This window comes from Pseudomonas sp. S2_B10 (genome assembly GCF_054668425.1).
Genome location: NZ_CP162768.1, coordinates 2,164,285 through 2,188,550, shown reverse-complemented (window position 1 = coordinate 2,188,550; position 24,266 = coordinate 2,164,285). Strand labels below are relative to the sequence as shown.

The 24,266-nt window shown below is 60.9% G+C and carries 22 protein-coding genes; 8 read left to right on the top strand and 14 right to left on the bottom strand.

From position 1 onward, the window contains the following. The first annotated feature begins 3 nt into the window (after positions 1 to 3). Complete coding sequence (locus tag AB4O45_RS09755) at positions 4 to 816, top strand: YfaP family protein (protein WP_460161349.1); 813 nt, start codon at positions 4 to 6, stop codon at positions 814 to 816. Positions 817 to 878: 62 nt separating this feature from the next. Here AB4O45_RS09755 and AB4O45_RS09750 read toward each other — a convergent pair whose 3' ends face one another. The 10 genes from AB4O45_RS09750 to exaC form a co-directional block, all read right to left on the bottom strand. Then, positions 879 to 1,049, bottom strand: coding sequence for a hypothetical protein (locus AB4O45_RS09750; protein ID WP_016772997.1), 171 nt, complete (start codon positions 1,047 to 1,049; stop codon positions 879 to 881). A 418-nt stretch (positions 1,050 to 1,467) separates the two neighbouring features. Beyond that, positions 1,468 to 2,214 (bottom strand): S24 family peptidase, encoded by a 747-nt coding sequence (locus AB4O45_RS09745; RefSeq protein ID WP_041477707.1) that lies wholly within the window; start codon positions 2,212 to 2,214, stop codon positions 1,468 to 1,470. Between the two features lie 320 nt (positions 2,215 to 2,534). Next, positions 2,535 to 3,062, bottom strand: a complete 528-nt coding sequence (gene ppa, locus AB4O45_RS09740; protein ID WP_003205933.1) for an inorganic diphosphatase — start codon at positions 3,060 to 3,062, stop codon at positions 2,535 to 2,537. A 112-nt stretch (positions 3,063 to 3,174) separates the two neighbouring features. Continuing rightward, positions 3,175 to 3,987: a M90 family metallopeptidase gene (locus tag AB4O45_RS09735; protein WP_137215674.1), complete on the bottom strand. Its 813-nt coding sequence runs from the start codon at positions 3,985 to 3,987 to the stop codon at positions 3,175 to 3,177. 4 nt (positions 3,988 to 3,991) lie between these two features. Beyond that, positions 3,992 to 4,642, bottom strand: a complete 651-nt coding sequence (locus AB4O45_RS09730; RefSeq protein ID WP_016773001.1) for a DedA family protein — start codon at positions 4,640 to 4,642, stop codon at positions 3,992 to 3,994. Between the two features lie 228 nt (positions 4,643 to 4,870). Beyond that, complete coding sequence (locus AB4O45_RS09725) at positions 4,871 to 5,332, bottom strand: GNAT family N-acetyltransferase (RefSeq protein ID WP_016773002.1); 462 nt, start codon at positions 5,330 to 5,332, stop codon at positions 4,871 to 4,873. 115 nt (positions 5,333 to 5,447) lie between these two features. After that, on the bottom strand, positions 5,448 to 6,272 hold the full coding sequence (gene eutC, locus AB4O45_RS09720) for an ethanolamine ammonia-lyase subunit EutC (protein WP_130929126.1): 825 nt from the start codon (positions 6,270 to 6,272) through the stop codon (positions 5,448 to 5,450). A gap of 5 nt (positions 6,273 to 6,277) precedes the next feature. Further along, on the bottom strand, positions 6,278 to 7,672 hold the full coding sequence (locus AB4O45_RS09715; RefSeq protein ID WP_236168745.1) for an ethanolamine ammonia-lyase subunit EutB: 1,395 nt from the start codon (positions 7,670 to 7,672) through the stop codon (positions 6,278 to 6,280). Positions 7,673 to 7,724: 52 nt separating this feature from the next. Then, positions 7,725 to 9,176: an ethanolamine permease gene (eat, locus tag AB4O45_RS09710; protein ID WP_460161348.1), complete on the bottom strand. Its 1,452-nt coding sequence runs from the start codon at positions 9,174 to 9,176 to the stop codon at positions 7,725 to 7,727. A gap of 192 nt (positions 9,177 to 9,368) precedes the next feature. Further along, positions 9,369 to 10,889: an acetaldehyde dehydrogenase ExaC gene (exaC, locus tag AB4O45_RS09705; protein WP_024014465.1), complete on the bottom strand. Its 1,521-nt coding sequence runs from the start codon at positions 10,887 to 10,889 to the stop codon at positions 9,369 to 9,371. Positions 10,890 to 11,278: 389 nt separating this feature from the next. Between exaC and AB4O45_RS09700 the strand changes: the two genes are divergently transcribed. From AB4O45_RS09700 to AB4O45_RS09685, 4 genes are all read left to right on the top strand, one after another. Beyond that, positions 11,279 to 13,192 (top strand): sigma-54-dependent Fis family transcriptional regulator, encoded by a 1,914-nt coding sequence (locus tag AB4O45_RS09700; protein ID WP_460161347.1) that lies wholly within the window; start codon positions 11,279 to 11,281, stop codon positions 13,190 to 13,192. Between the two features lie 268 nt (positions 13,193 to 13,460). Then, positions 13,461 to 14,810 carry a UDP-N-acetylmuramate:L-alanyl-gamma-D-glutamyl-meso-diaminopimelate ligase gene (gene mpl, locus AB4O45_RS09695; protein WP_095181910.1) on the top strand — a complete coding sequence of 450 codons (1,350 nt, stop codon included), beginning with the start codon at positions 13,461 to 13,463 and terminating at the stop codon, positions 14,808 to 14,810. Continuing rightward, a complete protein-coding gene (gene ubiX / locus AB4O45_RS09690) occupies positions 14,807 to 15,454 on the top strand; it encodes a flavin prenyltransferase UbiX (RefSeq protein WP_041477713.1) in 648 nt (215 codons plus the stop codon). Before mpl ends, ubiX begins: the two co-directional genes overlap by 4 nt. Further along, on the top strand, positions 15,447 to 15,731 hold the full coding sequence (locus AB4O45_RS09685; protein WP_095181909.1) for a YceK/YidQ family lipoprotein: 285 nt from the start codon (positions 15,447 to 15,449) through the stop codon (positions 15,729 to 15,731). Before ubiX ends, AB4O45_RS09685 begins: the two co-directional genes overlap by 8 nt. Before the next feature lie 100 nt (positions 15,732 to 15,831). Here AB4O45_RS09685 and AB4O45_RS09680 read toward each other — a convergent pair whose 3' ends face one another. The 3 genes from AB4O45_RS09680 to AB4O45_RS09670 form a co-directional block, all read right to left on the bottom strand. Continuing rightward, on the bottom strand, positions 15,832 to 16,473 hold the full coding sequence (locus AB4O45_RS09680; protein WP_016773010.1) for an oxidoreductase: 642 nt from the start codon (positions 16,471 to 16,473) through the stop codon (positions 15,832 to 15,834). A 27-nt stretch (positions 16,474 to 16,500) separates the two neighbouring features. After that, the gene (locus AB4O45_RS09675; protein ID WP_056790669.1) at positions 16,501 to 18,228 is read right to left on the bottom strand and encodes a C13 family peptidase; all 1,728 of its coding nucleotides are present in this window, start codon (positions 18,226 to 18,228) and stop codon (positions 16,501 to 16,503) included. Positions 18,229 to 18,330: 102 nt separating this feature from the next. After that, positions 18,331 to 18,786 (bottom strand): MaoC family dehydratase, encoded by a 456-nt coding sequence (locus AB4O45_RS09670; protein ID WP_016773011.1) that lies wholly within the window; start codon positions 18,784 to 18,786, stop codon positions 18,331 to 18,333. A gap of 193 nt (positions 18,787 to 18,979) precedes the next feature. Here AB4O45_RS09670 and AB4O45_RS09665 point away from each other — a divergent pair, with 193 nt between their 5' ends. Genes AB4O45_RS09665 through AB4O45_RS09655 form a run of 3 tightly spaced genes read left to right on the top strand, consistent with a single transcriptional unit; the run spans position 18,980 to position 20,659 of the window. Continuing rightward, positions 18,980 to 19,342, top strand: coding sequence for a CidA/LrgA family protein (locus AB4O45_RS09665; RefSeq protein WP_016773012.1), 363 nt, complete (start codon positions 18,980 to 18,982; stop codon positions 19,340 to 19,342). Further along, a complete protein-coding gene (locus AB4O45_RS09660) occupies positions 19,342 to 20,058 on the top strand; it encodes an LrgB family protein (RefSeq protein WP_236168742.1) in 717 nt (238 codons plus the stop codon). Before AB4O45_RS09665 ends, AB4O45_RS09660 begins: the two co-directional genes overlap by 1 nt. A gap of 10 nt (positions 20,059 to 20,068) precedes the next feature. Continuing rightward, the gene (locus AB4O45_RS09655) at positions 20,069 to 20,659 is read left to right on the top strand and encodes an LON peptidase substrate-binding domain-containing protein (protein WP_041477716.1); all 591 of its coding nucleotides are present in this window, start codon (positions 20,069 to 20,071) and stop codon (positions 20,657 to 20,659) included. 87 nt (positions 20,660 to 20,746) lie between these two features. Here AB4O45_RS09655 and AB4O45_RS09650 read toward each other — a convergent pair whose 3' ends face one another. Beyond that, a complete protein-coding gene (locus AB4O45_RS09650) occupies positions 20,747 to 24,217 on the bottom strand; it encodes a calcium-binding protein (RefSeq protein WP_460161346.1) in 3,471 nt (1,156 codons plus the stop codon). Between the last annotated feature and the right edge of the window lie 49 nt (positions 24,218 to 24,266).

Genomic DNA, 24,266 nt, shown 5'->3' with positions numbered 1-24,266 from the left:
ACAATGACACTCCGTTATCCACAGGTCTTGCTGCTGCTCTGTGCCCTCAACGTACTGCCGCAGGCTCACGCCGCCGATGGCGTCAAACTCGACACCCCGGTCGGCGGCTGGCGCAGCGGCGCACCGCAAGGCGAGGGCGAGAGCTTTCGCCAGACCGTCAACTACCCGGCCTCGTCGGTCAACACACCGCTTGGCCAGGCCAATACCGCGAGAATCAGCGGCCAGATCAAAGCCGTGCCGAAAAACAATGAACCCGGGCGCCTGATCGTCAACGGCGTCAGCATGCCGCTGAAAATCGACCCCGCCGGCGGCTTCGATCGCCCGTTCTCCTTCCCCAATGGCAGCAACAGCGTCGAAGTCCGCAGCGCCGACGGCCAGCAACGCCACCGCACGCAATTCCTCAACGCCCGCGGCGGCGCCACCCCGGCCAAACTGCGCGTGTTGCTGGCCTGGGACAGCGACGGCACCGACCTCGATCTCCATCTGATAACCCCCGACGGCGCCCACATCTGGTACGGCAACCGCAGCGCCGCCAACGGCGCCGCCCTCGACGTCGACGTCACCACCGGCTACGGCCCGGAAATCGCCGCCATGCCCGCGCCGATCAAGGGGCAGTATCTGGTGTATGTGAATTATTACGGCGGCGGGTATCGCGCGGATGACGAAGGTGGAGATGCAGCGGTGCAGACGCTGACGACCGCGCAGGTGACGGTGATTACTGAAGAAGGCACGCCGAGCGAGAAGATGGAGACGTTTGTAGTGCCGATGCGGACGGCGGGGGAATTGACGCTGGTGAAGTCGTTCAGTTATCCGTGAGGGGAATTTGTCCAACGGGTTGTTGGACAAATTCAGCAACTGTAGCTGGGCGCTCGAACAGCTTACAGATCAGCCAGACTGACCTGCATTCGCTGAGGAGCGGCGAGGCGCTCGTGAACGATGGCGGCAAGTTCGTCATCTTCTTCACTGGCCAACTTATCTTCGGCAGGCGGCTCGCCTCGTTCGGCGGCGCGCTTCAGCGCGTCCTCAATGGGGAATGAGGTTTTGGGCATTTGGTGTTTCCTGCGATATTTGGCGGGACGGTAACCAGTGCATTGGGCGCTATACAAGCTGGAATGCAATTTCAGCAATGGATATGGTTTGTTGCAGGCATTAAAAAGCCGGCTTGTGGCCGGCTTCTCGGGGACTGGCTTGGTTTATTTTTGGTAAACCGCGCCAGCCTTCAAAACGTACATCCGGATCTGCGTCCGGCTGTGGGACTTGGTCAGACGTTGGTCTGCCTCGTCGGGCGTCATCCGAGCCGCAGGGCGGGTCGATGCGCGAATGTGGGGCGCAGGATACTGAGTTTTGCTTTGGATTCCCAGTCTCAAGTGCGGTTTAGAGCGACTGAAGCGCTACAAACTCCGGATTTGTACCGGTTGTCAGGGCCTTTTCGCGGGCAAGCCCGCTCCCACAGGTTCTGGCAAACAATCACAGAAACGGCACCACCGGCCGGCGCTTGCCCAGTGTCGACCACCAGAACACCCAGCCAAGAATATGAATCCGCTGCTCTTCGATCTGCGCTGGCCGGAAGACCTCGTCGGGGTATTCGGCGCTGTTGTGGCTGCGCATGCGCAGGCCGTTGCCGGGCATGCGGTGCAGGTATTTGATGCGCAGCATGCCGTCGTGCTCTACGGCGTAGATTTCGCCGTCGACGACCTGGGTCAGGCCGCGGTCGATGGCGACGATGGAGCCGTCTTCGATGCGATCGGCCATGCTGTTGCCGATCATGTGCGCGCAGATGGCGTTGGCGTGCTGGATGTCGAGTTGATCGAGGTGGGCGCGGGGCAGGCGCAGGGATTGGTCGGGGTCGAGGATGACGTGGGTTTTACCGTCGCCGTTGGCGATCGGGGTTTCCTTGAAAAATGCCAGGTCGATGTCGCTGGGGTTGATGACGGTGTAGACGCCGCAGATGGCCTGGGCATCGAACGTGTCGCCATTGCTGGCGGGTGGGTGCAGGCGCGCGACCTCCTTGACGCCTTCCCCGGTTTTCAGCCATTCACTATTGACCGACAACAGGCGTGAGACTTCTTCCATGCGATACGCCGGGACGCCCCGGGTGTACCAGTTATGAACGTTTTGGGCTTCCGTGCCCCAGAACCTTGCGAAATCCGTCGTGCTGATGTTCGCTGCTTCCAGGAGTGCCTTGAATCGTGGACCGCTAGTGTTCTTTCTCATAAACACGGAGTCTAAGGCCGGACTAGAGCGGTTTGAATAAACCGGGCGTTCAAAAAAAGCCTGTATTTTGCGACGGGATGTAAGACGTACTTGTGGGAAATTAAACAGATTAAAACTGCATGTAGGAATTTAAACGGTTTGTTTAGTCGGGCTTTTTCAAGAGCCCCTCACCCCAACCCTCTCCCGGAGGGAGAGGGGGCCGACCAAGGTGTATTTCGAGTTACATCGACCTGAACAACCGAGTCGATTATGCAGACGCCAATAACAAAAAACCCCGGAAATCCGGGGTTTTTTTCAAGCGTCACGCAAGGCGCAATTGCTTAGCCCTTGTAGGCGGCAACCGACTTGGTGATCGCTTCGCGGGCGGCGTCTGCACCGGCCCAGCCTTCGATCTTGACCCACTTGCCCTTCTCGAGATCCTTGTAGTTCGCGAAGAAGTGCTCGATCTGCTGGATCAGCAGGGGTGGCAGGTCGGTGTATTCCTTCACGTCGACGTACAGCTGCGACAGCTTGTCATGTGGCACGGCGATGACTTTGGCATCGCCGCCGCCGTCGTCGGTCATGTTCAGGATGCCGACCGGACGGGCGCGGATTACCGAGCCTGGAGCAACCGGGTAAGGGGTTACGACCAGCACGTCGAGGGGATCACCGTCGTCAGCCAGGGTGTTCGGGATGTAACCGTAGTTGGCCGGGTAGAACATTGGGGTGGCCATGAAACGGTCAACGAACAGGCAATCGCTGTCTTTGTCGATTTCGTATTTGATCGGCGCGTGGTTGGCCGGGATCTCGATCGCGACGTAGATGTCGTTCGGCAGGTCTTTGCCAGCCGGAATCTTGCTGTAGCTCATTGGGCGTTGCCCCCGTAGTTGACCAAAAACACTTGGCCGGATTGACCAAAAAGTGGCGGCGATTATAGGCACATTCCTACGCCGACGCCACGTACCAGAAGTCGTGCAGAGCTTAGTCGTGCGCCTGATAGACCGGGTCTGTGGCCTGAAGTTGCCGCAGTCTGCCCAACGGATCCTGCCGGTAGAAAAGCTGCAGTTGCAAGTAGACCTGTGGATAAGCCTCGTGCAGCAGATCCGGGGCGCTGAAGAAGTATTCGCTAGTGACGGCGAAGAACTCCGCCGGGTTCTCGGCGGCGTAGGGATCGATGGCGGTTTCGGCGTCGGGATCGTGGTCGAGCTGGCGGTTGAGGTCGTCGTAGGCGGCCTGCATCACTTCGGCCCAGTCGCTGACGCGCATGTCGGCGTGCAGTGGCGGCAGGCCGTTGGCGTCGCCGTTGAGCATATCGAGCTTGTGCGCCAGTTCGTGGATCACCAGGTTGTAGCCTTCCCAGCCACCGCTGGCCTGTACGCCGGGCCAGGCGAGAATCACCGGCCCCTGCTGCCAGGCTTCACCGCTGTGTTCGCCGTCCCACTCATGCTCGACGCCGCTGGCATCGCGATGGCGTTGCGGGCTGAGGAAGTCGTCCGGGTACAGCACGATCTCGTGGAAACCCTGGTACCAGTTCAGATCGCCGAGGTGCAGCAACGGCAACTGCGCCTGGGCGGCGAGCAGCAGGCGTTGCTCCTGATGCAGCTCGACACCGGGCAGGGCGGTCAGGTGTTTGTCGTCGAGAAACAGCACACAGGCTTCGCGCAACCACTGGTCTTCAGCAGCGCTGATGCCATCGAGGAAGGAGAGTTGATGGCGCACCCGTTGCCACAGGTCGTCGGCAATCGGGTGCCTGGCCAGGAGGCGCCGGCGTCGCCAGGCGCTCAGTGACCACATCGAATCAGTGCGATTGCACTTTGGTGCCGCCGAACCGGCTGCGCACCACGCCGATGATCATCGGCACCAGCGACAGCAGGATGATTGCCACCACCAGCAGCGAGAGGTTTTTCTTGATGAACGGCACGTTGCCGAAGAAGTAACCCAGAGTGACCAGACCGCCGACCCAGAGGATGGTGCCGAGCACGCTGAAGCCGAAGAAACGCGGGTACGGCATCCGCGCCACGCCCGCGACGAACGGCGCGAAGGTGCGGATGATCGGCAGGAAGCGTGCCATGGTCACGGTCTTGCCGCCGTGCTTGTCGTAGAAGTCGTGGGTTTTTTGCAGGTAATCGCGACGGAAGATTTTCGAGTTCGGGTTGCTGAACAGCTTCTCCCCGGCCGTGCGTCCGATCACGTAGTTGGTACTGTCGCCCATGATCGCCGCCAGCATCAGCAGGCCACCGAGCAGCACCGGATCCATGCCACCGCCGGCCGCCACCGCGCCAGCGATGAACAGCAGCGAGTCACCCGGCAGGAACGGCATCACCACCAGACCGGTTTCACAGAAGATCACCAGAAACAGGATGGCGTAGATCCATGGCCCATAGTTGTTCACCAGCAAATCGAGATACACATCGAGATGCAGGATAAGGTCGAGCGGGTTGAAATCCATGGGGGCACCTGTATGACGGCCCGACTCGGCAGGCCTGTGCGGATGACTTCGTGTAAGCCTACAGCGGGGTGTAGTTTTTCTTACAAGCCGGAAAGATCGGGATTATACGGTCTGAGCGATGAAAAGCGCGTCGGTTTTGTAGCGGGGAGTGTCGCGAAGTGAGCAATTGTCAGGGAAAAGGTGGCCGTGGCGAGGGAGCGGACTCCCTCATCACCGAAGCCGTTGGAGTCAGAGCTCGTCGCTGATCGGCAGTACGTAGTTCTTGAACTCGGTGTCTTCCTTGAAACCGATCGATTCGTAGGTTTTCTGCGCCACTTCGTTGTTTGCGCTGGTCGAGACGCGCATGCGCACGGCCTGGGTTTCCTTGGCCATTTTCTTCGCGGTACGGATCAGATTGTCGGCGACCAGTTGCCGGCGAGCATCTTCGGCAACGTAGATATCGTTGAGAATCCACACGCGTTTGAGCGACAACGAAGAGAAGCTCGGATAGAGCTGGCAGAAACCCATGAGTTTCTTGTCGTCATCGTCGGCCAGGGCCAGATAGATCACCGACTCTTTGCGGCGCAGGCGCTTTTCGAGGAACGCGCGGGAGGAATCCGGGTAAGGCAGGGAGCCGTAGAACTCGCGATATTTGACGAACAAAGGAGTCAGCAAATCCAGATGTTCGAGGGTCGCTTGAATAATCCGCATGATAGGTCTCGTCTTCAAGTGGCTGTCTTCAACTGCTCTGACGGCGATGGGAAACCCGGGCGGCCGTGCGTCGATCCTGCCTGAAAGCAGCGCAGAAAGGCAATGCGGAAACGGTTCAGGCTGGCGGTGGATCGAGCAGGAAATTGCCTTTCATGTCGACAGCGTCGTCCGCCTCCAATGTGTGCAACTGAGCTTCATCCTTCAGGTTGACCCCCGACAGCTGCCGCCGACAGGCCTCGCGCATCAGATACAGCAAGCGATGCGCCGCCATGCCGTAGCTCAAACCTTCAAGCCGAACATTGGAAATGCAGTTGCGATACGCGTCGGTGAGGCCGACCTTCGGCGCGTAGGTGAAATACAGCCCGAGGCTGTCCGGCGAACTCAGGCCCGGACGCTCGCCGATCAGCATCACAACCATTTTCGCCCCGAGCAGCTGGCCGATTTCGTCACCGATGGCGACGCGGCCCTGCTCGACCAGCACCACCGGTGCCACGGACCAGCCGTCGCCGCTCATCTGTTCTTCCAGGCGCGTCAGGAACGGCAGGGTGTGGCGATGCACCGCCAGTGCCGACAGGCCATCCGCGACGACCATCACCAGATCGACGCCGCCCGGGTGTTCGCTGGCGTAATCGCGTAAGACCTGCGCCGATGCATCGCTGAGCTTGCGCCCCAGATCCGGGCGTTGCAGATAGGTGTGTCGGTCCGACGCGGCGCTTTGCAGCGCCAGGGTTTCCCGCCCGCGGTCGCTCAGTTGTGCGCTGATTTCGCTGTGATCGAAGGCCAGATGCACGGCATCACGGGCTTGGGCGTGGGCAAACTGAAAATCCAGCTGCGCCCGCGTCGGCAGACTGGTGCCGGTTCGGCCCAGGGCAATCCGCGCCGGGGTCAGGCGGCGCAGTTCCAGCCAGGGGTTTTGCGGATCGACCGGTGGTTTTTCCATAAGACTTATCCCAAGTGCGCCAAGGCCTGGCGGAAGGCCGGCGGCAGGTTGTTGCCGAAGCGAACCTTGCCGTCCGCCTGGGTGAAGATGCCCATGTTGGCCAGCCATTGCTCGAACTCCGGCGCCGGTTTCAGGCCCAGGGTCTGGCGGGCGTACAAGGCGTCGTGAAACGAAGTGGTCTGGTAATTGAGCATGATGTCGTCGGAGCCGGGGATGCCCATGATGAAGTTGATCCCGGCGACGCCGAGCAACGTCAGCAGGGTATCCATGTCGTCCTGGTCGGCTTCGGCGTGGTTGGTGTAGCAGATGTCGCAGCCCATCGGCACGCCGAGCAGCTTGCCGCAGAAGTGATCTTCAAGGCCGGCGCGGATGATCTGCTTGCCGTTGTAGAGGTACTCCGGGCCGATAAATCCTACGACGGTGTTCACCAGGAACGGCTTGAAATGTCGCGCCACGGCGTAGGCCCGTGTCTCGCAAGTCTGTTGATCGACGCCGTGGTGGGCGTTGGCCGACAGCGCGCTGCCCTGACCGGTTTCGAAATACATCAGGTTCTGCCCGAGGGTGCCGCGCTTGAGACTGAGCCCGGCGTCGTAGCCTTCTTGCAACACGTTGAGGTTGATGCCGAAACTGGCGTTGGCCGCTTCAGTGCCGGCAATCGACTGGAAGACCAGATCCAGCGGCACGCCACGGTTGATCGCCTCGATCGAGGTGGTGACGTGGGTCAGCACGCAGGCTTGGGTCGGGATGTCATAGCGCTGGATGATCGCGTCGAGCATTTCCAGCATCGCGCAGATCGAAGCGATGCTGTCGGTGGCCGGGTTGACCCCGATCATTGCATCGCCGTTGCCGTAGAGCAGGCCGTCGAGAATGCTCGCGGCGATGCCGGACGGCTCGTCGGTAGGGTGGTTGGGTTGCAGGCGGGTCGACAGGCGCCCGCGTAAACCGAGGGTGCCGCGAAATTGGGTGACCACGCGGATTTTCTGCGCGACCAGCACCAGATCCTGTACACGCATGATCTTCGACACGGCGGCGACCATTTCCGGGGTCAAACCGGGGGCGAGGGCGCGCAGGCTGGTTTCGTCCGCCGCGTCACTCAGCAGCCAGTCGCGAAAGCCGCCAACGGTGAGGTGACTGACCACGGCGAAGGCTTGTTTGTCGTGGGTGTCGATGATCAGCCGGGTGACTTCGTCGACTTCGTAGGGGATCAGCGCTTCCTGCAGGAAGTGCGTGAGCGGGATGTCCGCCAGGGCCATTTGCGCGGCCACCCGTTCGCCGTCGTTGAGCGCGGCGATCTCGGCGAGAAAATCCCCCGAGCGGGCGGGGCTGGCCTTGGCCATGACGTCTTTGAGGCTGTCGAAGCGGTAAGTCTGCGCGCCGACCGTGTGAGCAAAACTGGCCATTCAGCGTTCTCCGTGACGGCGCAGAACAGCTCTGCGCCGTGGTTTTCGACAATCAGTGCAAGGCTTGTTCAGCTTTTTGAATCGCCGCGAATTCTTCTTCCGGCGTGCCCGCTACCAAGTGATGCCGACTGTAGAAAGCAAAGTAAGCAATTAACACTCCATAGATGATCGCGGCGCCGATCACCACCCGTGGATCGACGAGGAAACCCGCCACCACGGCGATGCACGCCAATACCAGCGCCACACCCGAGGTGAAAATGCCGCCCGGCGTGCGATACGGCCGGTCCATTTTGGGGCGCCGGATACGCAGGGTGATGTGCGCGGCCATCATCAGCACATAGGAAATGGTCGCGCCGAACACCGCGACCAGAATCAGCAAATCGCCCTGGCCGGTCAGCGACAGACCAAAGCCGATGATGCCGGGAATCACCAGAGCCAGCACCGGTGCCTTGCTCTTGTTGGTCTGCGACAGTTTGCGCGGCAGATAACCGGCCCGCGACAGCGCGAAGATCTGCCGCGAGTAGGCGTAGATGATCGAGAAGAAACTGGCAATCAGCCCAGCCAGACCGACAAGGTTGACGAAGCTGCCCATCCAGGTCGAGCCACCGTAGGCTTTGCTCAGTGCTTCGACCAGTGGATTACCGGAGGTCAGCAGCGAATTCGCACCAGCGCCGCCGGGACCGACGATCAGAATCAGCAGGGCAAACATCAGCAGCACCAGCATTGCCCCGATCAGCCCGCGCGGCAGGTCGCGCTTGGGGTTTTTGGTTTCTTCAGCGGCCAGCGGCACGCCTTCGACGGCGAGGAAAAACCAGATCGCATAGGGAATCGCCGCCCACACGCCGACATAGCCGAACGGCAGAAACGGGCTGGCACCGACCGCAGTGGTCACCGGGATGTCGAGCAGGTTGGCAACGTCGAAGTGCGGCACCATCGCCACCAGAAACACCCCCAGCGCCAGCGCGGCGACGGCGGTAATGATGAACATCAGCTTGAGCGCTTCGCCGACCCCGAAAATATGGATGGCGATGAAGATGATGTAGAACGCCAGATAAATCATCCAGCCGCCAATACCGAACAGCGACTCGCAATACGCACCGATGAACACCGCGATGGCAGCGGGGGCGATGGCGTATTCGATGAGGATCGCGGTGCCGGTGAGAAAACCGCCCCACGGCCCGAACGCACTGCGGGCGAAACCGTAGCCGCCGCCAGCGGTGGGAATCATCGACGACAATTCGGCCAGGGAAAAACACATGCACAGGTACATGGTCGCCATCAGCAGCGTGGCGAGAAACATCCCGCCCCAGCCAGCCTGGGCGAGGCCGAAGTTCCAGCCGGCGTAATCGCCGGAAATCACATAAGCGACGCCGAGGCCCACCAGCAGGACCCAGCCGGCGGCGCCTTTTTTCAGTTCGCGTTGTTGGAAGTAATCGGTGCCGACTTTTTCGAAGTCGACGGAGGAGCCGGTCGCCGGAGCGCCGGCCGGGGATTCGCTTGGCATAGGGTTCACCATTTTTATTGTTTTATTGGCCCGGCTACAGCCAAGCCATTGGGTTGAATGGCACAACGCTTTCGCGAGCAGGCTCGCTCCCACAGGGGATTGCGTACGACCATAAATCACCTGTGGGAGCGAGCCTGCTCGCGAAGACAATCCAGAGGGCGAAGCAGGAACAACTGCCTCACCCCGTCTGATTCAGAAGAACCCCAACGGATTGATGTCGTAGCTCACCAGCAGGTTCTTGGTCTGCTGATAATGGTCGAGCATCATTTTGTGGGTTTCACGCCCGACGCCGGACTTCTTGTAACCGCCGAACGCGGCATGCGCCGGGTACAGGTGGTAGCAGTTGGTCCACACGCGACCGGCCTTGATCGCCCGGCCCATCCGGTAGGCGCGGTTGATGTCGCGGGTCCACAGGCCGGCGCCGAGGCCGAACTCGGTGTCGTTGGCAATCGCCAGGGCTTCGGCTTCGTCCTTGAAAGTGGTGATGCTCACCACCGGGCCGAAGATTTCTTCCTGGAACACGCGCATCTTGTTGGTACCCTTGAGCAGGGTCGGCTGGATGTAATAACCGGTGGCCAGGCTGCCCTCGAGTTTTTCCACCTTGCCGCCGGTCAGCAGTTCCGCGCCTTCGCCCTTGGCGATTTCCAGGTACGAGAGGATCTTGTCGAATTGCTGCTCGGACGCCTGGGCGCCGACCATGGTGTCGGTGTCCAGCGGGTCGCCACGTTTGATCTGGCTGACTTTCTTCATCACTGCCTGCATGAATTCGTCGTAGATCGATTCCTGCACCAGCGCGCGGGAAGGGCAGGTGCACACTTCGCCCTGGTTGAAGAACGCCAGCACCAGGCCTTCGGCGGCTTTTTCGATGAAGCTCGGCTCGGCCTGCATGATGTCTTCGAAGAATATGTTCGGCGACTTGCCGCCCAGTTCCACGGTCGACGGAATGATGTTTTCCGCTGCGCATTTCATGATGTGCGAGCCGACCGGGGTCGAGCCGGTGAAAGCGATCTTGGCGATGCGCTTGCTGGTTGCCAGTGCTTCGCCTGCCTCTTTACCGAAGCCTTGCACGACGTTGAGCACGCCCGGCGGCAGCAGGTCGCCGATCAGTTCCATCAGCACGCAGATGCCCAGCGGGGTTTGCTCGGCAGGTTTGAGCACCACGCAGTTACCGGCGGCCAGCGCTGGCGCAAGTTTCCACGCGGCCATCAGCAGCGGGAAGTTCCACGGGATGATCTGGCCGACCACGCCCAGCGGTTCATGGATGTGATAGGCCACAGTGTTGCCGTCGATTTCCGCAGCGCTGCCTTCCTGGGCGCGCAGGCAACCGGCGAAATAACGGAAATGGTCAGCGGCCAGGGGGATGTCGGCGTTGAGGGTTTCGCGGATGGCTTTACCGTTGTCCCAGGTTTCGGTGATCGCCAGCAGTTCGAGGTTTTCTTCGATGCGGTCGGCGATTTTCAGCAGGATCAGCGAGCGCGCCTGCACGGAAGTAGCGCCCCACGCATCGGCGGCGGCGTGGGCAGCGTCCAGCGCCTTGTCGATGTCTTCGGCGGTGGAGCGGGGGAATTCGGCGATTGGCTGGCCATTGACTGGCGAGGTATTGGTGAAGTACTGACCTTTGACCGGCGCGACGAATTCGCCGCCGATGTAGTTACCGTACTTGCTCTTGAACGAGACTTTGGCGCCGTCGGTACCGGGATGGGCGTAACGCATGATGATGTTCTCCTTGGCTTTGTACTTATTAGAGAAACGCGCAAGTGCGCTTGCTATAAGCGTAGAGCAAGGCTCGGGCCACTGCCGTGCAGGTCAGGCAAATCAAGGGCTTGGCCGGTTTGTCTCGGACGAATGGAGAGCCGCTGTGACGGTTTCGGTACAGCGCGCGTGACAATTTGTACCGCTTGCGACACAGCCCGTGACCGGGCGGTCTTGCCGGCATTGCAATGCGTTGGTGGCTGAGGGATCCTCAGCCAACAGCAATCCGGTAGGAGCTGCCGAAGGCTGCGATCTTTTGCTTTTGTTTTTCAAGATCAAGATCAAAAGATCGCAGCCTGCGGCAGCTCCTACACAGGATTGCGTCGACCTCTCGGGGAGAACAATAAGAAATGCACGACAACCATTTGAGTCGCCATGCCCGCCAGGTTCTCACCGTCACCCAGGGCAAACCGCACCTGCACGGCCCCGGCGCCGATCCGTCGATCGCCCGTTCGTGGCTGCGTTGCCTTGAGGACTATCACCTCGATCCTTCCGTGACCATGGCGCCGACCGTGCTTGAGCATGGCCGAGTACTGGAAAGTCGCGAACGTCTGCAACAAGTGCTGCAAATTGCCGGCACCGAGATGAGCAGCCTGCATCAGCAACTCTCCGGCGCCGGCCATGCGGTGCTGCTGACTGACGCGCGCGGTGTGATCCTCAATTGCGTCACCGCGCCGGCCGAACGGAAGATTTTCGAGCGCGCCGGTCTCTGGCTCGGCGCTGACTGGAGCGAAGCCTGCGAAGGCACCAACGGCATCGGCACCTGCCTGGTCGAGCGTCAGGCGCTGACCATTCACCAGGACGAGCATTTTCGCGGCCGCCACACCGGGCTGACCTGCTCGGCGAGTCCGGTGTTCGATCCGCACGGTGAATTGCTGGCGGTACTTGATGTGTCTTCGGCGCGGCCGGACGTTTCACGGCAAAGTCAGTTCCACACCATGGCGCTGGTCAATCTGTCGGCGAAGATGATCGAGAGCTGCTATTTCCTGCGCTGTTTCGATAATCAATGGTTGCTGCGTTTTCATCTGCAGGCCGAGTCCGTCGGCCTGTTCAGTGAAGGGCTGCTGGCGTTTGACGGCGAAGGGCGGATCAGCGCAGTCAACCAGAGTGCGCTGAACCTGCTCGGGCATATTCGCGGTGGTTTGCTCGGGCAACCGGTGGAAGCGTTTTTCGATTGTTCGCTGGATGACCTGCTCGGTCGCGCGAGTGCCAACGCCAGCGCCAGTTGGCCGCTGCGCACCCGTGATGGCCGGCATCTGTTTGCCGTGTTGCGCGGTGAATCGCGCAAACCTTCTGCCATTGTTCCAACGCCAATCACTGCTCCAGCGCCACGCCTGTCCGGCATTTGCCTCGGCGACGAAGCGTTGCAGGCGGAATTTCGCAAAGCCCTGCGCGTGTTCGAGCGCGACGTGCCGCTGTTGATCAACGGCGAAACCGGCTCGGGCAAGGAGGCGTTTGCCAAGACAGTGCATCAGGCCAGCCAGCGCTGCGGCAACGCTTTTGTCGCACTCAATTGCGCGGCCATTCCGGAAAGCCTGATCGAGAGCGAACTGTTCGGCTATCGCGGCGGCAGCTTCACCGGCGCACGCAAGGACGGCATGCGCGGCAAGCTGCAACAGGCAGATGGCGGCACCTTGTTCCTCGACGAAATCGGCGACATGCCACTGGCGTTGCAGACGCGTTTGCTGCGGGTGCTGGAAGATCGGCAAGTGGTGCCGATTGGCGGCGAGCCGCAAGCGGTAGACGTGCGCATCATCAGTGCGACGCACCGCAACTTGCTCGAACGAGTCGAGGACGGCAGTTTCCGTGAAGACCTGTATTACCGCTTGAACGGGCTGGAAGTGGCGTTGCCGGCATTGCGTGAGCGCAGTGATAAATCGCAGTTGCTGGACTTTCTCCTGGCCGAGGAGGCCGGAGGCGAAACGATTCTGATCGACGAAGCGGCGCGGCAGGCGTTGCTGGCGTTCGATTGGCCGGGCAATGTGCGGCAGTTGCGCAATGTCCTGCGTACGCTGGCGGCGTTGTGTGATGACGGGCGGGTCGGCGTTGAGGATTTGCCGGTGATGATTCGGCAGGCGCGGCCGGCGGCTGCGCCTGTGCATATTGCCGCCCAGCCATTGGACGACGCCGAGCGTGTCGCATTGCTCAATGCGCTTGAGCAGACGCGCTGGCATATGACCCGTACCGCTGAACAGTTGGGCGTCAGCCGCAATACGCTGTACAGAAAGCTTCGCAAGCATGGAATTGAACGGCGTGTCAGCTAGAAGGCCCTCACCCTAGCCCTCTCCCAGAGGGAGAGGGGACCGACCGCGTTGAATGAGCGTAAGTCGCCAGTCTGAAATATTGAGGCGAACTCACAATTTGAACGCAGCGCAGATCGGCTCCCTCTCCCTTGGGAGAGGGCTGGGGTGAGGGGCTGCGGTCGAAAAACGAACCCGAGATGTAGCGGCCTACCCGTGCGCAGACTTCAGCTAAAGAGTGCCATTTCCCCCTCCCTACGCTAACCTGCGGCCATGTTTTACGAGGTCGACTATGCACATTCATATTCTGGGTATCTGCGGGACTTTCATGGGCTCGATGGCAGTGTTGGCCAAAGAGCTGGGTCATCACGTCACCGGCTCCGACGCCAACGTCTATCCGCCGATGAGCACGCAGCTCGAGGCCCAGGGCATTCAGCTGACGCAGGGTTATGACCCGGCGCAGCTCGATCCGGCGCCGGATCTGGTGGTAATCGGCAATGCCATGTCCCGTGGCAACCCGGCGGTGGAATATGTGCTGAACAAAGGCCTGCCGTACGTCTCCGGCCCGCAGTGGCTGGCTGACCACGTGCTGCAAGGTCGCTGGGTATTGGCCGTGGCCGGTACGCATGGCAAAACCACCACCAGCAGCATGCTTGCCTGGGTGCTGGAACATGCCGGGATGAGCCCGGGTTTCCTCATCGGCGGCGTGCCGCAGAATTTCTCGGTGTCGGCGCGCCTGGGCGGTACGCCGTTCTTTGTGATCGAGGCTGACGAATACGACAGCGCCTTTTTCGACAAGCGTTCGAAATTCGTTCACTACCGTCCGCGCACTGCGATCCTCAACAATCTTGAGTTCGATCACGCCGACATCTTCCCTGATCTACCAGCAATCGAGCGTCAGTTTCATCACTTGGTGCGCACCATTCCGAGCGAAGGGCTGGTCATCCACCCGACCACCGAGCCAGCGTTGCAGCGCGTGATCGAGATGGGTTGCTGGACCCCGGTGCAAACCACCGGCGCCGGCGGTCAGTGGCAGGTAAAACTACTGAGCGAGGACGGCTCGGCGTTCGAAGTGATGTTCGAAGGCGTGTCCCAGGGCACCGTCGAGTGGGAATTGACCGGTCAACACAACGTCGCCAATGCCTTGGCCGCGCTGGCTGCGGCGCGTCACGTTGGCGTGGTGCCATCGATGGGCATCGCCGGTTTGAGCGCGTTCAAGAACGTCAAACGACGCATGGAGAAAGTCGCCGAGGTGCGCGGCATCACCATTTACGACGACTTCGCTCACCACCCGACCGCTATCGCCACCACGCTTGATGGCCTGCGCAAACGCATCGGCGACGCGTCACTGATTGCGATCATCGAGCCGCGCTCCAATTCGATGAAGCTCGGCGCCCACCGTGACGGTCTGCCGGACAGCGTGGTCGATGCCGATCAGGTGATCTGGTATGCCCCGGCCAACCTCGGTTGGGACCTCGGCGCCACCGCAGCGTTATGCACCGTGCCGTCCATCGTCAGCGATTCGCTGGAAGGCATCATCGAGCGCGTGAAGAGCCAGGCGCAGCCCGGCACCCACGTGGTGATCATGAGCAACGGCGGCTTCGGCGGCCTGCACGGCAAGCTCGCCGAGGCACTGCAATGAACACTTTTTCCCAGGCCGGCGGCCCGGAACGCATCACCCTGGCGATGACCGGCGCATCGGGCGCGCAGTACGGCTTGCGCCTGCTCGATTGCCTGGTGCGCGAAGATCGCGAAGTGCACTTCCTGATCTCCAAGGCGGCGCAACTGGTAATGGCCACCGAGACCGATGTGTCCCTGCCGAACAAGCCGCAGATGATGCAGGCCTTTCTGACCGAATACACCGGCGCCGCTGCCGGGCAGATTCGCGTGTATGGCAAGGAAGACTGGATGTCGCCGGTGGCTTCGGGCTCCGGCTCGCCGGCAGCCATGGTGGTGGTGCCGTGTTCGACCGGCACGCTGTCGGCGATTGCCACCGGCGCCTGCAACAACCTGATCGAACGCGCGGCGGACGTTACGCTGAAAGAGCGCCGCCAGTTGATTCTGGTGCCGCGCGAGGCGCCGTACTCGAGCATTCATCTGGAGCACATGCTCAAGCTGTCGAATCTGGGCGTGACGATTCTGCCGGCCTCGCCGGGCTTCTATCACCAGCCGCAGACCATCGATGATCTGATCGACTTCGTTGTGGCGCGGATTCTCAATCTGCTCGGCATCCCGCAGGACATGCTGCCGCGTTGGGGCGAGCATCACTTGAGCAGCGATGAATAAGCTGCTGGTGCTTGTGCTGGCGCTGCAATTGGGTGGATGCGCTACCGTGCGCACGCTGGATGCGGCCAAACCCGGCGCACCGGTGGTGTATGCCGGGACGCGGCTGGATTTGTATGCGTTGAACGGCGGGTGTTGTGCGATGGACCGGTTCGGTGCCGAGGCGCCGAGCTATCCGGGAGTGGACCTGCCGGCCAGCGCGTTGCTCGATACGCTGTTGTTGCCGTTGTCATTGCTCACCGTGATTGGCGTGGGCTTTCAGGCGACTGGTGGATTGTAAAGGTCAAAAGATCGCAGCCTTCGGCAGCTCCTACAGGGGAATGGGGGCTTCTGTAGGAGCTGCCGAAGGCTGCGATCTTTTGGTTCTGAAAGTCCCGGAGTTATTTGCCTAACTTGCGCAGTTCATCCGATTCGATCACCCGCACCCCATCCTGTTCTTCCAGCGCCAGGCGCCACATCGCTCGCGCCAACTGGCACGCTTCGATGCCGTGGTATTTCCCCGGAATCAGCTTCGATAACGGCCCGGCCAGTTGCTCGACCAGGCGTGGTTCGGTGCGTTCGCCAAGCAACAGCGAAGGTCGGCAAATGGTCAGCTGCGGCCAGTTCTGCGCGCGCAGGGCCTGTTCCATTTCACCTTTGACCCGGTTGTAGAACACCGAGGAATTCGGATCGGCGCCAATCGCACTGATCACGATCAGGTGTCGTGCGCCCATCTCCCGCGCGCGCTTGGCGAACGCCACGACCATGTCCAGATCCACCGCGCGAAAGGCTTCTTCGGAGCCGGCCTGTTTGATCGTCGTGCCGAGGCAGCAGTAGGCGATATCGACCCGGCCACTGAGCTGCGGCAGAAACGCCTGCGGGTCGCCGACCGGGTTTTCCAGATGGGGATGCTCGGCCAGCGGCCGGCGCGAAGGGGCGAGGACACGGGTAATGGTTGGTTCGTTGAGCAAACGGTCGAGCAGATGTTCACCGGTCAGTCCGGTGGCTCCGGCAAGCAATACGTGCTGAGGCGTCAAGTACATAGTGTCTCTCCCTTGATACTGTTCAGCTTAGTTGCCTTTTTTCGCCGCGTCGTTCAATGCGCTGCTTTGCAACGCTTTGCGCGCCTGCTGTTTTCGCAGCAGCTGCCAATGCGACAGCACGGTTTTCGGCGCCCAGATCTGCGGCTCCGAGGCTTCGAAGCCGTCGGCCAGCTCACGTTCGGCGACGGTGGCCTTGGCCAGTTTGAATGCCTGCTCAAGGTCGTCGGTCTGGTTCAGTGCCTGGGCAAACAGCGCATCGCCGAAATAAGTGAAGTTGGCTTCTTCCGAGCAACCGAACGACACCCGATCGGCGCGCGAGGCAGTCATGATCAGCGTGCGTTCGTCCTTCAGCGCCGGGATAAATCCACCGGAATAGCACGAGGAAATCACGATGACCTTGTCGCGATGCTTCAGCGGCGCGAGCACGGCGGCGAGTTCATCGGCGGGCAGGTCGGCCAGTTCCATGCGCGGCTGGTCGAGCACCAGTTCATGTTCGGCGGTGCCGTGGCTGGTCAGATAAATGAACAGCAGGTCTTCCGGCCCGCTGCGTTCGGCAAGGGCTTGCGCGGCGCGGCGCAGGTTTTCGCGGGTGGCCATCGGCCGGTCGCCGAGATGATCGCGATGATTGACCAGGCGGATCTGGCCGTAGGCGCCGAAGCGCGTACTGAGCATGTTGGCGACGTAATCGGATTCACGCAGGAACACGCTTTGCTTGCCGTCGCCACCGAGGGTCAGGGTGTACAACTCGACTGCCGGAGTCGAAGCGGGGATCGCCGCCAGTGCCTCGTCGAGCAGACGACCCTGGGCGAGCAGACCGAGTTCGAGAGTGTCGGGCAGCAACTTGCCGTCGGCGTCACGTACGCGTTGGCCGTTGATCCAGGTGCCGCTGAGCACGCTGCCATCGGTCAGCACCAGAGTACCGCGTCCTGAATAGCTGTCGTTGTCGAAGCCGCCGATGTAGAAGCTGCCATCGGCGAGGTTCAAACGGCCCTGGCCGGTGAAGCGCCAGTCATTGAACACACCGATGTAATGGCTGCCATCAGCGCCGATCAGTTCGCCCTTGCCGGTCAGCGCGCCTTCCTTGAACTGGCCGAGCCAGACGTCGCCGTCGGCGTTCTCGTAGCGGCCTTTGCCGTGCAATTGATTGTTCTTGAAGCCGCCGACGTAGATATCGCCGTCGGCGCTGTTGTAAGTGCCGTTGCCTTCCAGTTGACCGTTGACGAAATGGCCTGTGAACGAATTGCCGCTGGCATCGCCGCGCTGGCCTTCGCCGTTGGGTTTGCCGTGGGCGAACTGGCCCTGGTAGGAACTGCCGTCGTCCATTTCCAGGCGGCCGAGGCCGGAATACTGGTCAGCCTTGAACTCGCCGCGATAGGTCATGCCGTTTTCTTTCAGCGTGCCTTCGCCATCGCGCCGGCCCTGCTTGAAACCACCGGTATAACTGCTGGCATTGGTGCTCAGGCTGCCCTGTCCATCAAACAGACCTTGCTGGAACTGGCCGCGATAGACCTCGCCATTGCTGCCATGCCATTCGCCCTGCCCGTGCCACTGCCCCTTGTCGAACTCTCCGGCGTACCAACTGCCGTTGGGGTAGTCGACGCGGCCCTGACCTTGCAGCAAGCCGTCGACCAGTTCACCGCGATAGCGACCGCCATCGGGCAGGCGCGCATCCGGCGGCAACAGCGATTCGCCGTCGCCGCAAGCGGTGAGCATCAGGGTCAGGGCAAGGGGTGCAAGTCGAGCGATTGAGCGCATAGCGGGATCCGGGCAATTAGGCGACCGAGTATGCCGCAGCTATGCGTCGCATATATACAGACGTGACGCGAAACAGCGTGCGCTGCTTCGCATCCGGGATGATCAGACGAAGCAGAGTGACAGCGGCTCGGCGATGTAGGCCGGTTTGTCCGAGCCTTCTATCTCCAGTGTCGCGGTGGCCTTGAGCAGCCACTGGCCGGGTTTTTTCTCGGTCACCTCGACCATGTCGACCTTCAGTCGGACTTTCGAATTGACCTTGACCGGCTGGATGAAACGCACGCTGTCCAGGCCATAGTTGACGACCATCTTCACGCCTTCGGGCAGCACGAGGATGTCTTCCATCAGTTTCGGCATCAGCGACAGCGACAGGAAACCATGGGCGATCGTGCTCCCAAACGGGGTTTGCGCGGCCTTGACCGGATCGACGTGAATGAACTGAAAATCACCGGTGGCTTCGGCGAACAGGTTGATGCGCTCCTGATCGATGGTGAGCCATTCGGAACGTCCAAGTTCCTTGCCGACATAATCTTTGAGCTCTGCAACGGGAACATAGGGCATTGAGACTCTCCTTGGGTTCATCGGTTTTATAGTTTTTCAGGGGGCGGATTTGACCGGCCTGCGAACCACTGTAGATCATCATGGCGATTTGCTCAGGTCAACCGACCATGCTTTTGGCGAATGCCGGTCCATAGCGCCGGCATGCTTATAATGCCGAGCCCCTGCTGGGTGAAATAGAAGACGGAGATGTCAGATGTTGTTACGTGGCCTGACCCTGCTGGTGCTGTTCCAACTGCTCGGCACGGCGCTCAATCATTTGCTGTTGCCGATATTGCCGGGGCCGATCATCGGGCTGCTGCTGTTGCTGGTGTTCCTGATCATTCGCGGTGAAGTCGGCGAGCCGCTGAATCAGGCGGCGGGCAGCCTGCTGCGTTATCTGCCGTTGCTGCTGGTGCCGCCAGCGGTGGGCGTGATGGTGTATGCCACGGCGATTGCCGCCGATTTCTGGGCGATCGTCGGCGCGCTGGTGGTCTCGCTGATCCTGTCGATGGCCTTTGCCGGCGTGCTCATGCAACGGCTGGTCAAACGTCATGCGCCGCCGGCGGAGGAATCCTGATGCTGTTCGACTGGCAAGGCGCGTGGACCTCGGTGATTCATCATCCGCTGTTCGGCATTGGCATCACGCTAGGCGCTTATCAACTGGTGCTGGCGGCATTCGAGAAAACCCGCTGGATCTTTCTGCAACCGGTGCTGGTCTCCATGTTGTTGGTGATCGGTGTGCTGGTCGGCTGCGGCCTGACCTACGCGGAGTATCGCAAGAGCACCGAAATCCTCAGCATTCTGCTGGGGCCGGCCACGGTGGCGCTGGCGGTGCCGCTCTACCTGAATCTGCGCCGCATCCGGCAATTGTTCTGGCCGATTTTTACTACTCTGGTGATAGGCGGGGTGGTCGCAACGGGCATGGGCGTGGCGCTGGGCTGGTGGTTCGGTGCCGATCACATGATCCTGATGACCATGGCGCCTAAATCGGTGACGTCGCCGATCGCCATGCTGGTTGCCGAGCAGATCGGCGGTGTGGCGGCGCTGGCAGCGGTGTTTGTATTGATCACCGGGGTCATCGGCGCGATCTTCGGCCCGGCGCTGCTGACCCGCCTCGGCGTGCACAGCCCCGAAGCGCGCGGCATGGCGCTGGGCATGACCGCTCATGCGGTCGGCACGGCGGTGGCGATGCAGGAAAACGATGAGTGCGGCGCGTTCGCCGCGCTGGCAATGAGTCTGATGGGTGTGGCCACGGCGGTGTTCCTGCCGTTGGCGGTGTCGATGGTGGTGTAAGGAAATGTCTATGAGTCTGCCGCTTTTTCCGCTGAACACGGTGCTGTTCCCCGGCTGCAACCTCGACCTGCAGATCTTCGAGGCGCGCTACCTCGACATGATCGGCCGCTGCATGAAGCAGGGCGTCGGTTTCGGTGTGGTGTGCATTCTGGAGGGCAACGAAGTCGGTGTGGCACCAGAAGGTTTCGCAATGGTTGGCTGCGAGGCGCGGATCACCGATTTCCAGCAACAGGACAACGGCCTGCTCGGCATTCGCGTCCAGGGCGGGCGGCGTTTCACGGTGTTGCGCACCGAAGTGCAGCGCGATCAGTTGATCGTCGCCGACGTCGAATGGCTGGACGATGAGCCCGAGCAACCGTTGCAGGACGAGGACGCCGATCTGGTCGCGCTGCTCAAGGCGCTGGCCGAACACCCGATGGTCGAAGCGTTGGACATGGGCACTGAAGCCGCCGGTCAACAGTCACTGGCCAATCAGCTTGCCTACCTGTTGCCGTTCGCCGAAGAAGACAAGATCGATCTGCTGCAACTCGACGACCCTCAGCAACGGCTGGATGCGATCCAGGCATTACTCGACGAGTTGCAGGGCGAACTGTTCGCCTAGTTTCACTTGCAAAACGCATGACTCAAGGCGCAAACGAAGATCAGCGCAGGCCCACCCTGACACGATGTTGAAACCGGCAGCGCACGGTCAGCTCATGTTGACCGGGATGAACAGACCTTCGCGGTCGACGCGCTCTTGCAGATCATTGAGCAGGCGCCATTGATTGCTCACCGAGTTGTAAACCAGCGTGCCCGCTGTCTCGGGTTTGTAACCGATGTGGGTGACGTAGACCCGTGCGGCCAGTTCGTGGCGTTGTTTGTGCTTGTCGATATCTGCCAGCAATGCCTCGACACTGGCGTAGCCACGAGCATCGATCACATACAGCTGCAACACCTCAAACAACAGCGACACTTCATAAATGTTGCCGGCTGACGTCACCACACCGATGCACTCCACCGGAGTGTCATCCAAGATGTCCGGCAACTCTACCGTGACGCTGGCAATGCGCAGGCGGTTGCCCTGGAGCTGAATGTCGGCGCGCGTGACGGTTTCTGTCAGGGTACGGGTGAACAGATTCCATCTCGATGCATTGGCCGTTTTTGCCGCAGCGCCCGGTGTGGCCAGACGCAGGATGCTGTTGCTGGCGAGATAAACGTCGTAAGTCGCGCTTTTGCCTTCGAGCAGATAAATCCCGGTGTGCGGCCGCGATTCGATGACCACTTTGCTGTTCTGGGCGCCCAGTGATGGTTTCTCGCTGACCAGCGGACGGATGAATGGATATTTTCCGTTGCGCCGCTTCAACCAGCTCCGCGAGCTGAGCACACGGATGCCGGGATTTCTAGCGTCGTCCCGGTAATCGAACGCGGGCACCTGCACGCGGTATGAAACGTCATCCTGCATGACCAGCACGATGTCCCGGGCCAGAAGCGGTGTCGTGACCTTCAGGCTGTTTTGGCCACTGTAGCCCGTCGCGGCGGCAATCGTCTGGATCACGCCCTTGAAGGCCAGCACTCTGGATGGCAGCAGAATCGACAGGCTGATGTTGTTGTAGGTCAGGTGCGTATTGCCCGAAACACCCTGGCGCAATTCCACGCCATAGCTGACCACCACGTCGACGATCTCGCTGTCCTGGTAATCCAGGTAAATCGTACGGGCGCCGGTAGCGTTGCCTGTGGCGACGAATTCGACCCTGTGCTCGGTACGTGCGACGAAGTGGCGCTGCACGTCCTGACCGTCCAGCGCCACCGTGCCACCGTTGACGATTGCCGGGGCGGGTGCCGGCCGTCCGCTGACAGTGACGGCAACCTCGATGTCCTGACTCAACGCTTCACCAGGTCGAGTGGGCAGTTGCGCGCGCAGTTCATAGCCATCGAGAGTGCGGAACACCCACCGAGCATTGTTCAATTGACGCTGACCGTTGACTGTCTGGTAGACGTTTTCAAGGGTCAGCACATGGTCGGGGTCGCTGCCGTCCCTGCCGCGCAAAGAATTGACCACCAGTGAGGTGCCGATGATTTGCCAGCGTTGAATGACCGCCATCGGCCAGCCGAATTCGATCAGGCTCGAATGGTCGCCACACTCGATGATCGTTGTACGTGCATTGGTGTCGGCGATGTAATAGCGATCTTCGCCGCCGCCGCCCTCTATCGTGCACTCGGTACCAGAGATTGCGATCGTGTCGTTGCCGTCGCCGGCGCTGATGCGGTCGTAACCGTTGGCGGAAATCTGGTTGGGCTGGTCATTGCCCGTGATAGTGCTCGTGCCTTTGCGCAAGGTCGCAACGTTTTCAATGGAGGTCAGATGGGCGACTTCGAGGGTGTCGTTCGCAGAGTCCGGGCCGCGAAGTGAGACCTTGCCGGTTTGCAGGTTGACGTCGTGACCGATGTAACGCGTGTCGGTAATCGCGCGGACGCCTTCGAACGCAACCAGGTCGTTGCCCGAACCGCCATCCAGCACATTGATGTGCGGCGGTTTGCTCGATCGATCCAGTTCCTGATCAGAGACTTCCTGGTAGAACGCATCATTTGTGTCGCCGCCCGTCAGTGCCTTATGGCCGTCGCGGTAAGTGAAGAGGTTGGGCCGCGCCTTGACGCCAACCACGCGGTCGTTGCCATCACCCAGACGCCAGAACACGCCTTTGCCTTCGCCTGGGCTGCCGCTGATCATGCCTTTGAGGTTGTCGGGTAATCCGAGGCTCGCGTCGACTGCATCGTCGCCGCCAACGATCACCGCCTGGCTGTCGAGTCTGAACGGCAACTGCCCGGCGCTTTCGTCCCACTGGTAACGCCACAGTTCGACAGGGCGCAGTTCAGCGCGAAACGCGCCATTGACGACCTGTGCGATGGAGTCCTTATAAGCACCGGCCAGCATGTCTTGCGCCGACAGTTCGAGCTGTTTTCCATAGTCACTGTAAAGCCTGGACAGTTTGAAGCGATCCATCACCTCGGTGTCCAGTTCCTTGCCGGTGAAGGCGAACCATCCCGAGCGCAGACGCTCGAGTGTCGTCAGTTCGATGTAGTCGTCGATATCGTCGACGACCCTGGCGGCCTGATAAATCATCGATCCGCCGATGAGCAACGCAGCGGCCGCAAGGCCGAGCGGGCCGGCAACGCTGCCGAAGCCGGCCAGCGCGGCGACGCCCAGCACCAGGCTGATACCCGCGCCCGCTACACTCAGGGCACCGCTGAAATAATGATCCTGAGCTTGTTTGCCCGATGTCGCGGCGGCGGCGTTGAAGGATTTGATCGCGTCAACGATGTCGAACGGCAAGGTAATCGCGCTGGCGAACAGTCCCGCACCACGGCTCATGTATTTGCCGATTGAGGTCAGCGCAAAACCCCTCAGCACGTTGCTGCCCTGAGTCAGCATCGCCTGGCCTGTTCTGGTCAGGCCCTGCTCGATGATCAGCGAGCCGAGTTCTGCAGCGATGGATCCGCCGTAGTACAGCATTTCCAGTGCCTCGCCTTTCTTGATCGCATCGGTCAGCGCCATGTAGCTGCTGTAGATGCCAAAGGCTTGCATGCCGACTCCCGCGCCGCTCATCAAATAGCTTTTGCTCTTGTTGATCCAGCCCGGTGCGTTTTCAAACGCGTCCGCACGGTGGATTTCCAGCTTTTGCGCAGCCTTGCCCAGCTTGTTGAGACGATCCATGGCGCTGCCGGAAGCCAGCGGCGTGTCACTGATGAACAGTGGGCCGGCATCAATCGAGCGCTTGCAGGCAATTTCGTAGAACAGCATTGCGGCTATGTCATTGTCGGGGAAATCCACGGCCTGCAAGCGCGACTGCACCTGCGCCGATTGAAAATTGAGTCCGTCGAGAAATGCCTGATCCACGCTCTTCATGTGGGCGTTCGCCGCACTGACCGGTTGACCGTCAATGGTCGCCCCCAGCGCTTGCAATTCGACCCGACTGATCATGATCTCACCGATGCGTAGCAGGCCCAGATGCTTGTCCAGGGCTTTGAGGGTTTTGCGAAGCGACGGATCAATGTCAGGCGCCTGCGTCTGATTGCGCATATGGGTGGGCGGCGCATGGGGATTCGCCGAGACGTCGATGGGGGTAACTTCAAGTGCGCGAACGTGGGCGATATGGGTCGCAGGGACGATGAGTTTCGACACGTATTAATCCTTTAATGGTGTGCATGAGGATGCCGGTCTCCTCTCCGGC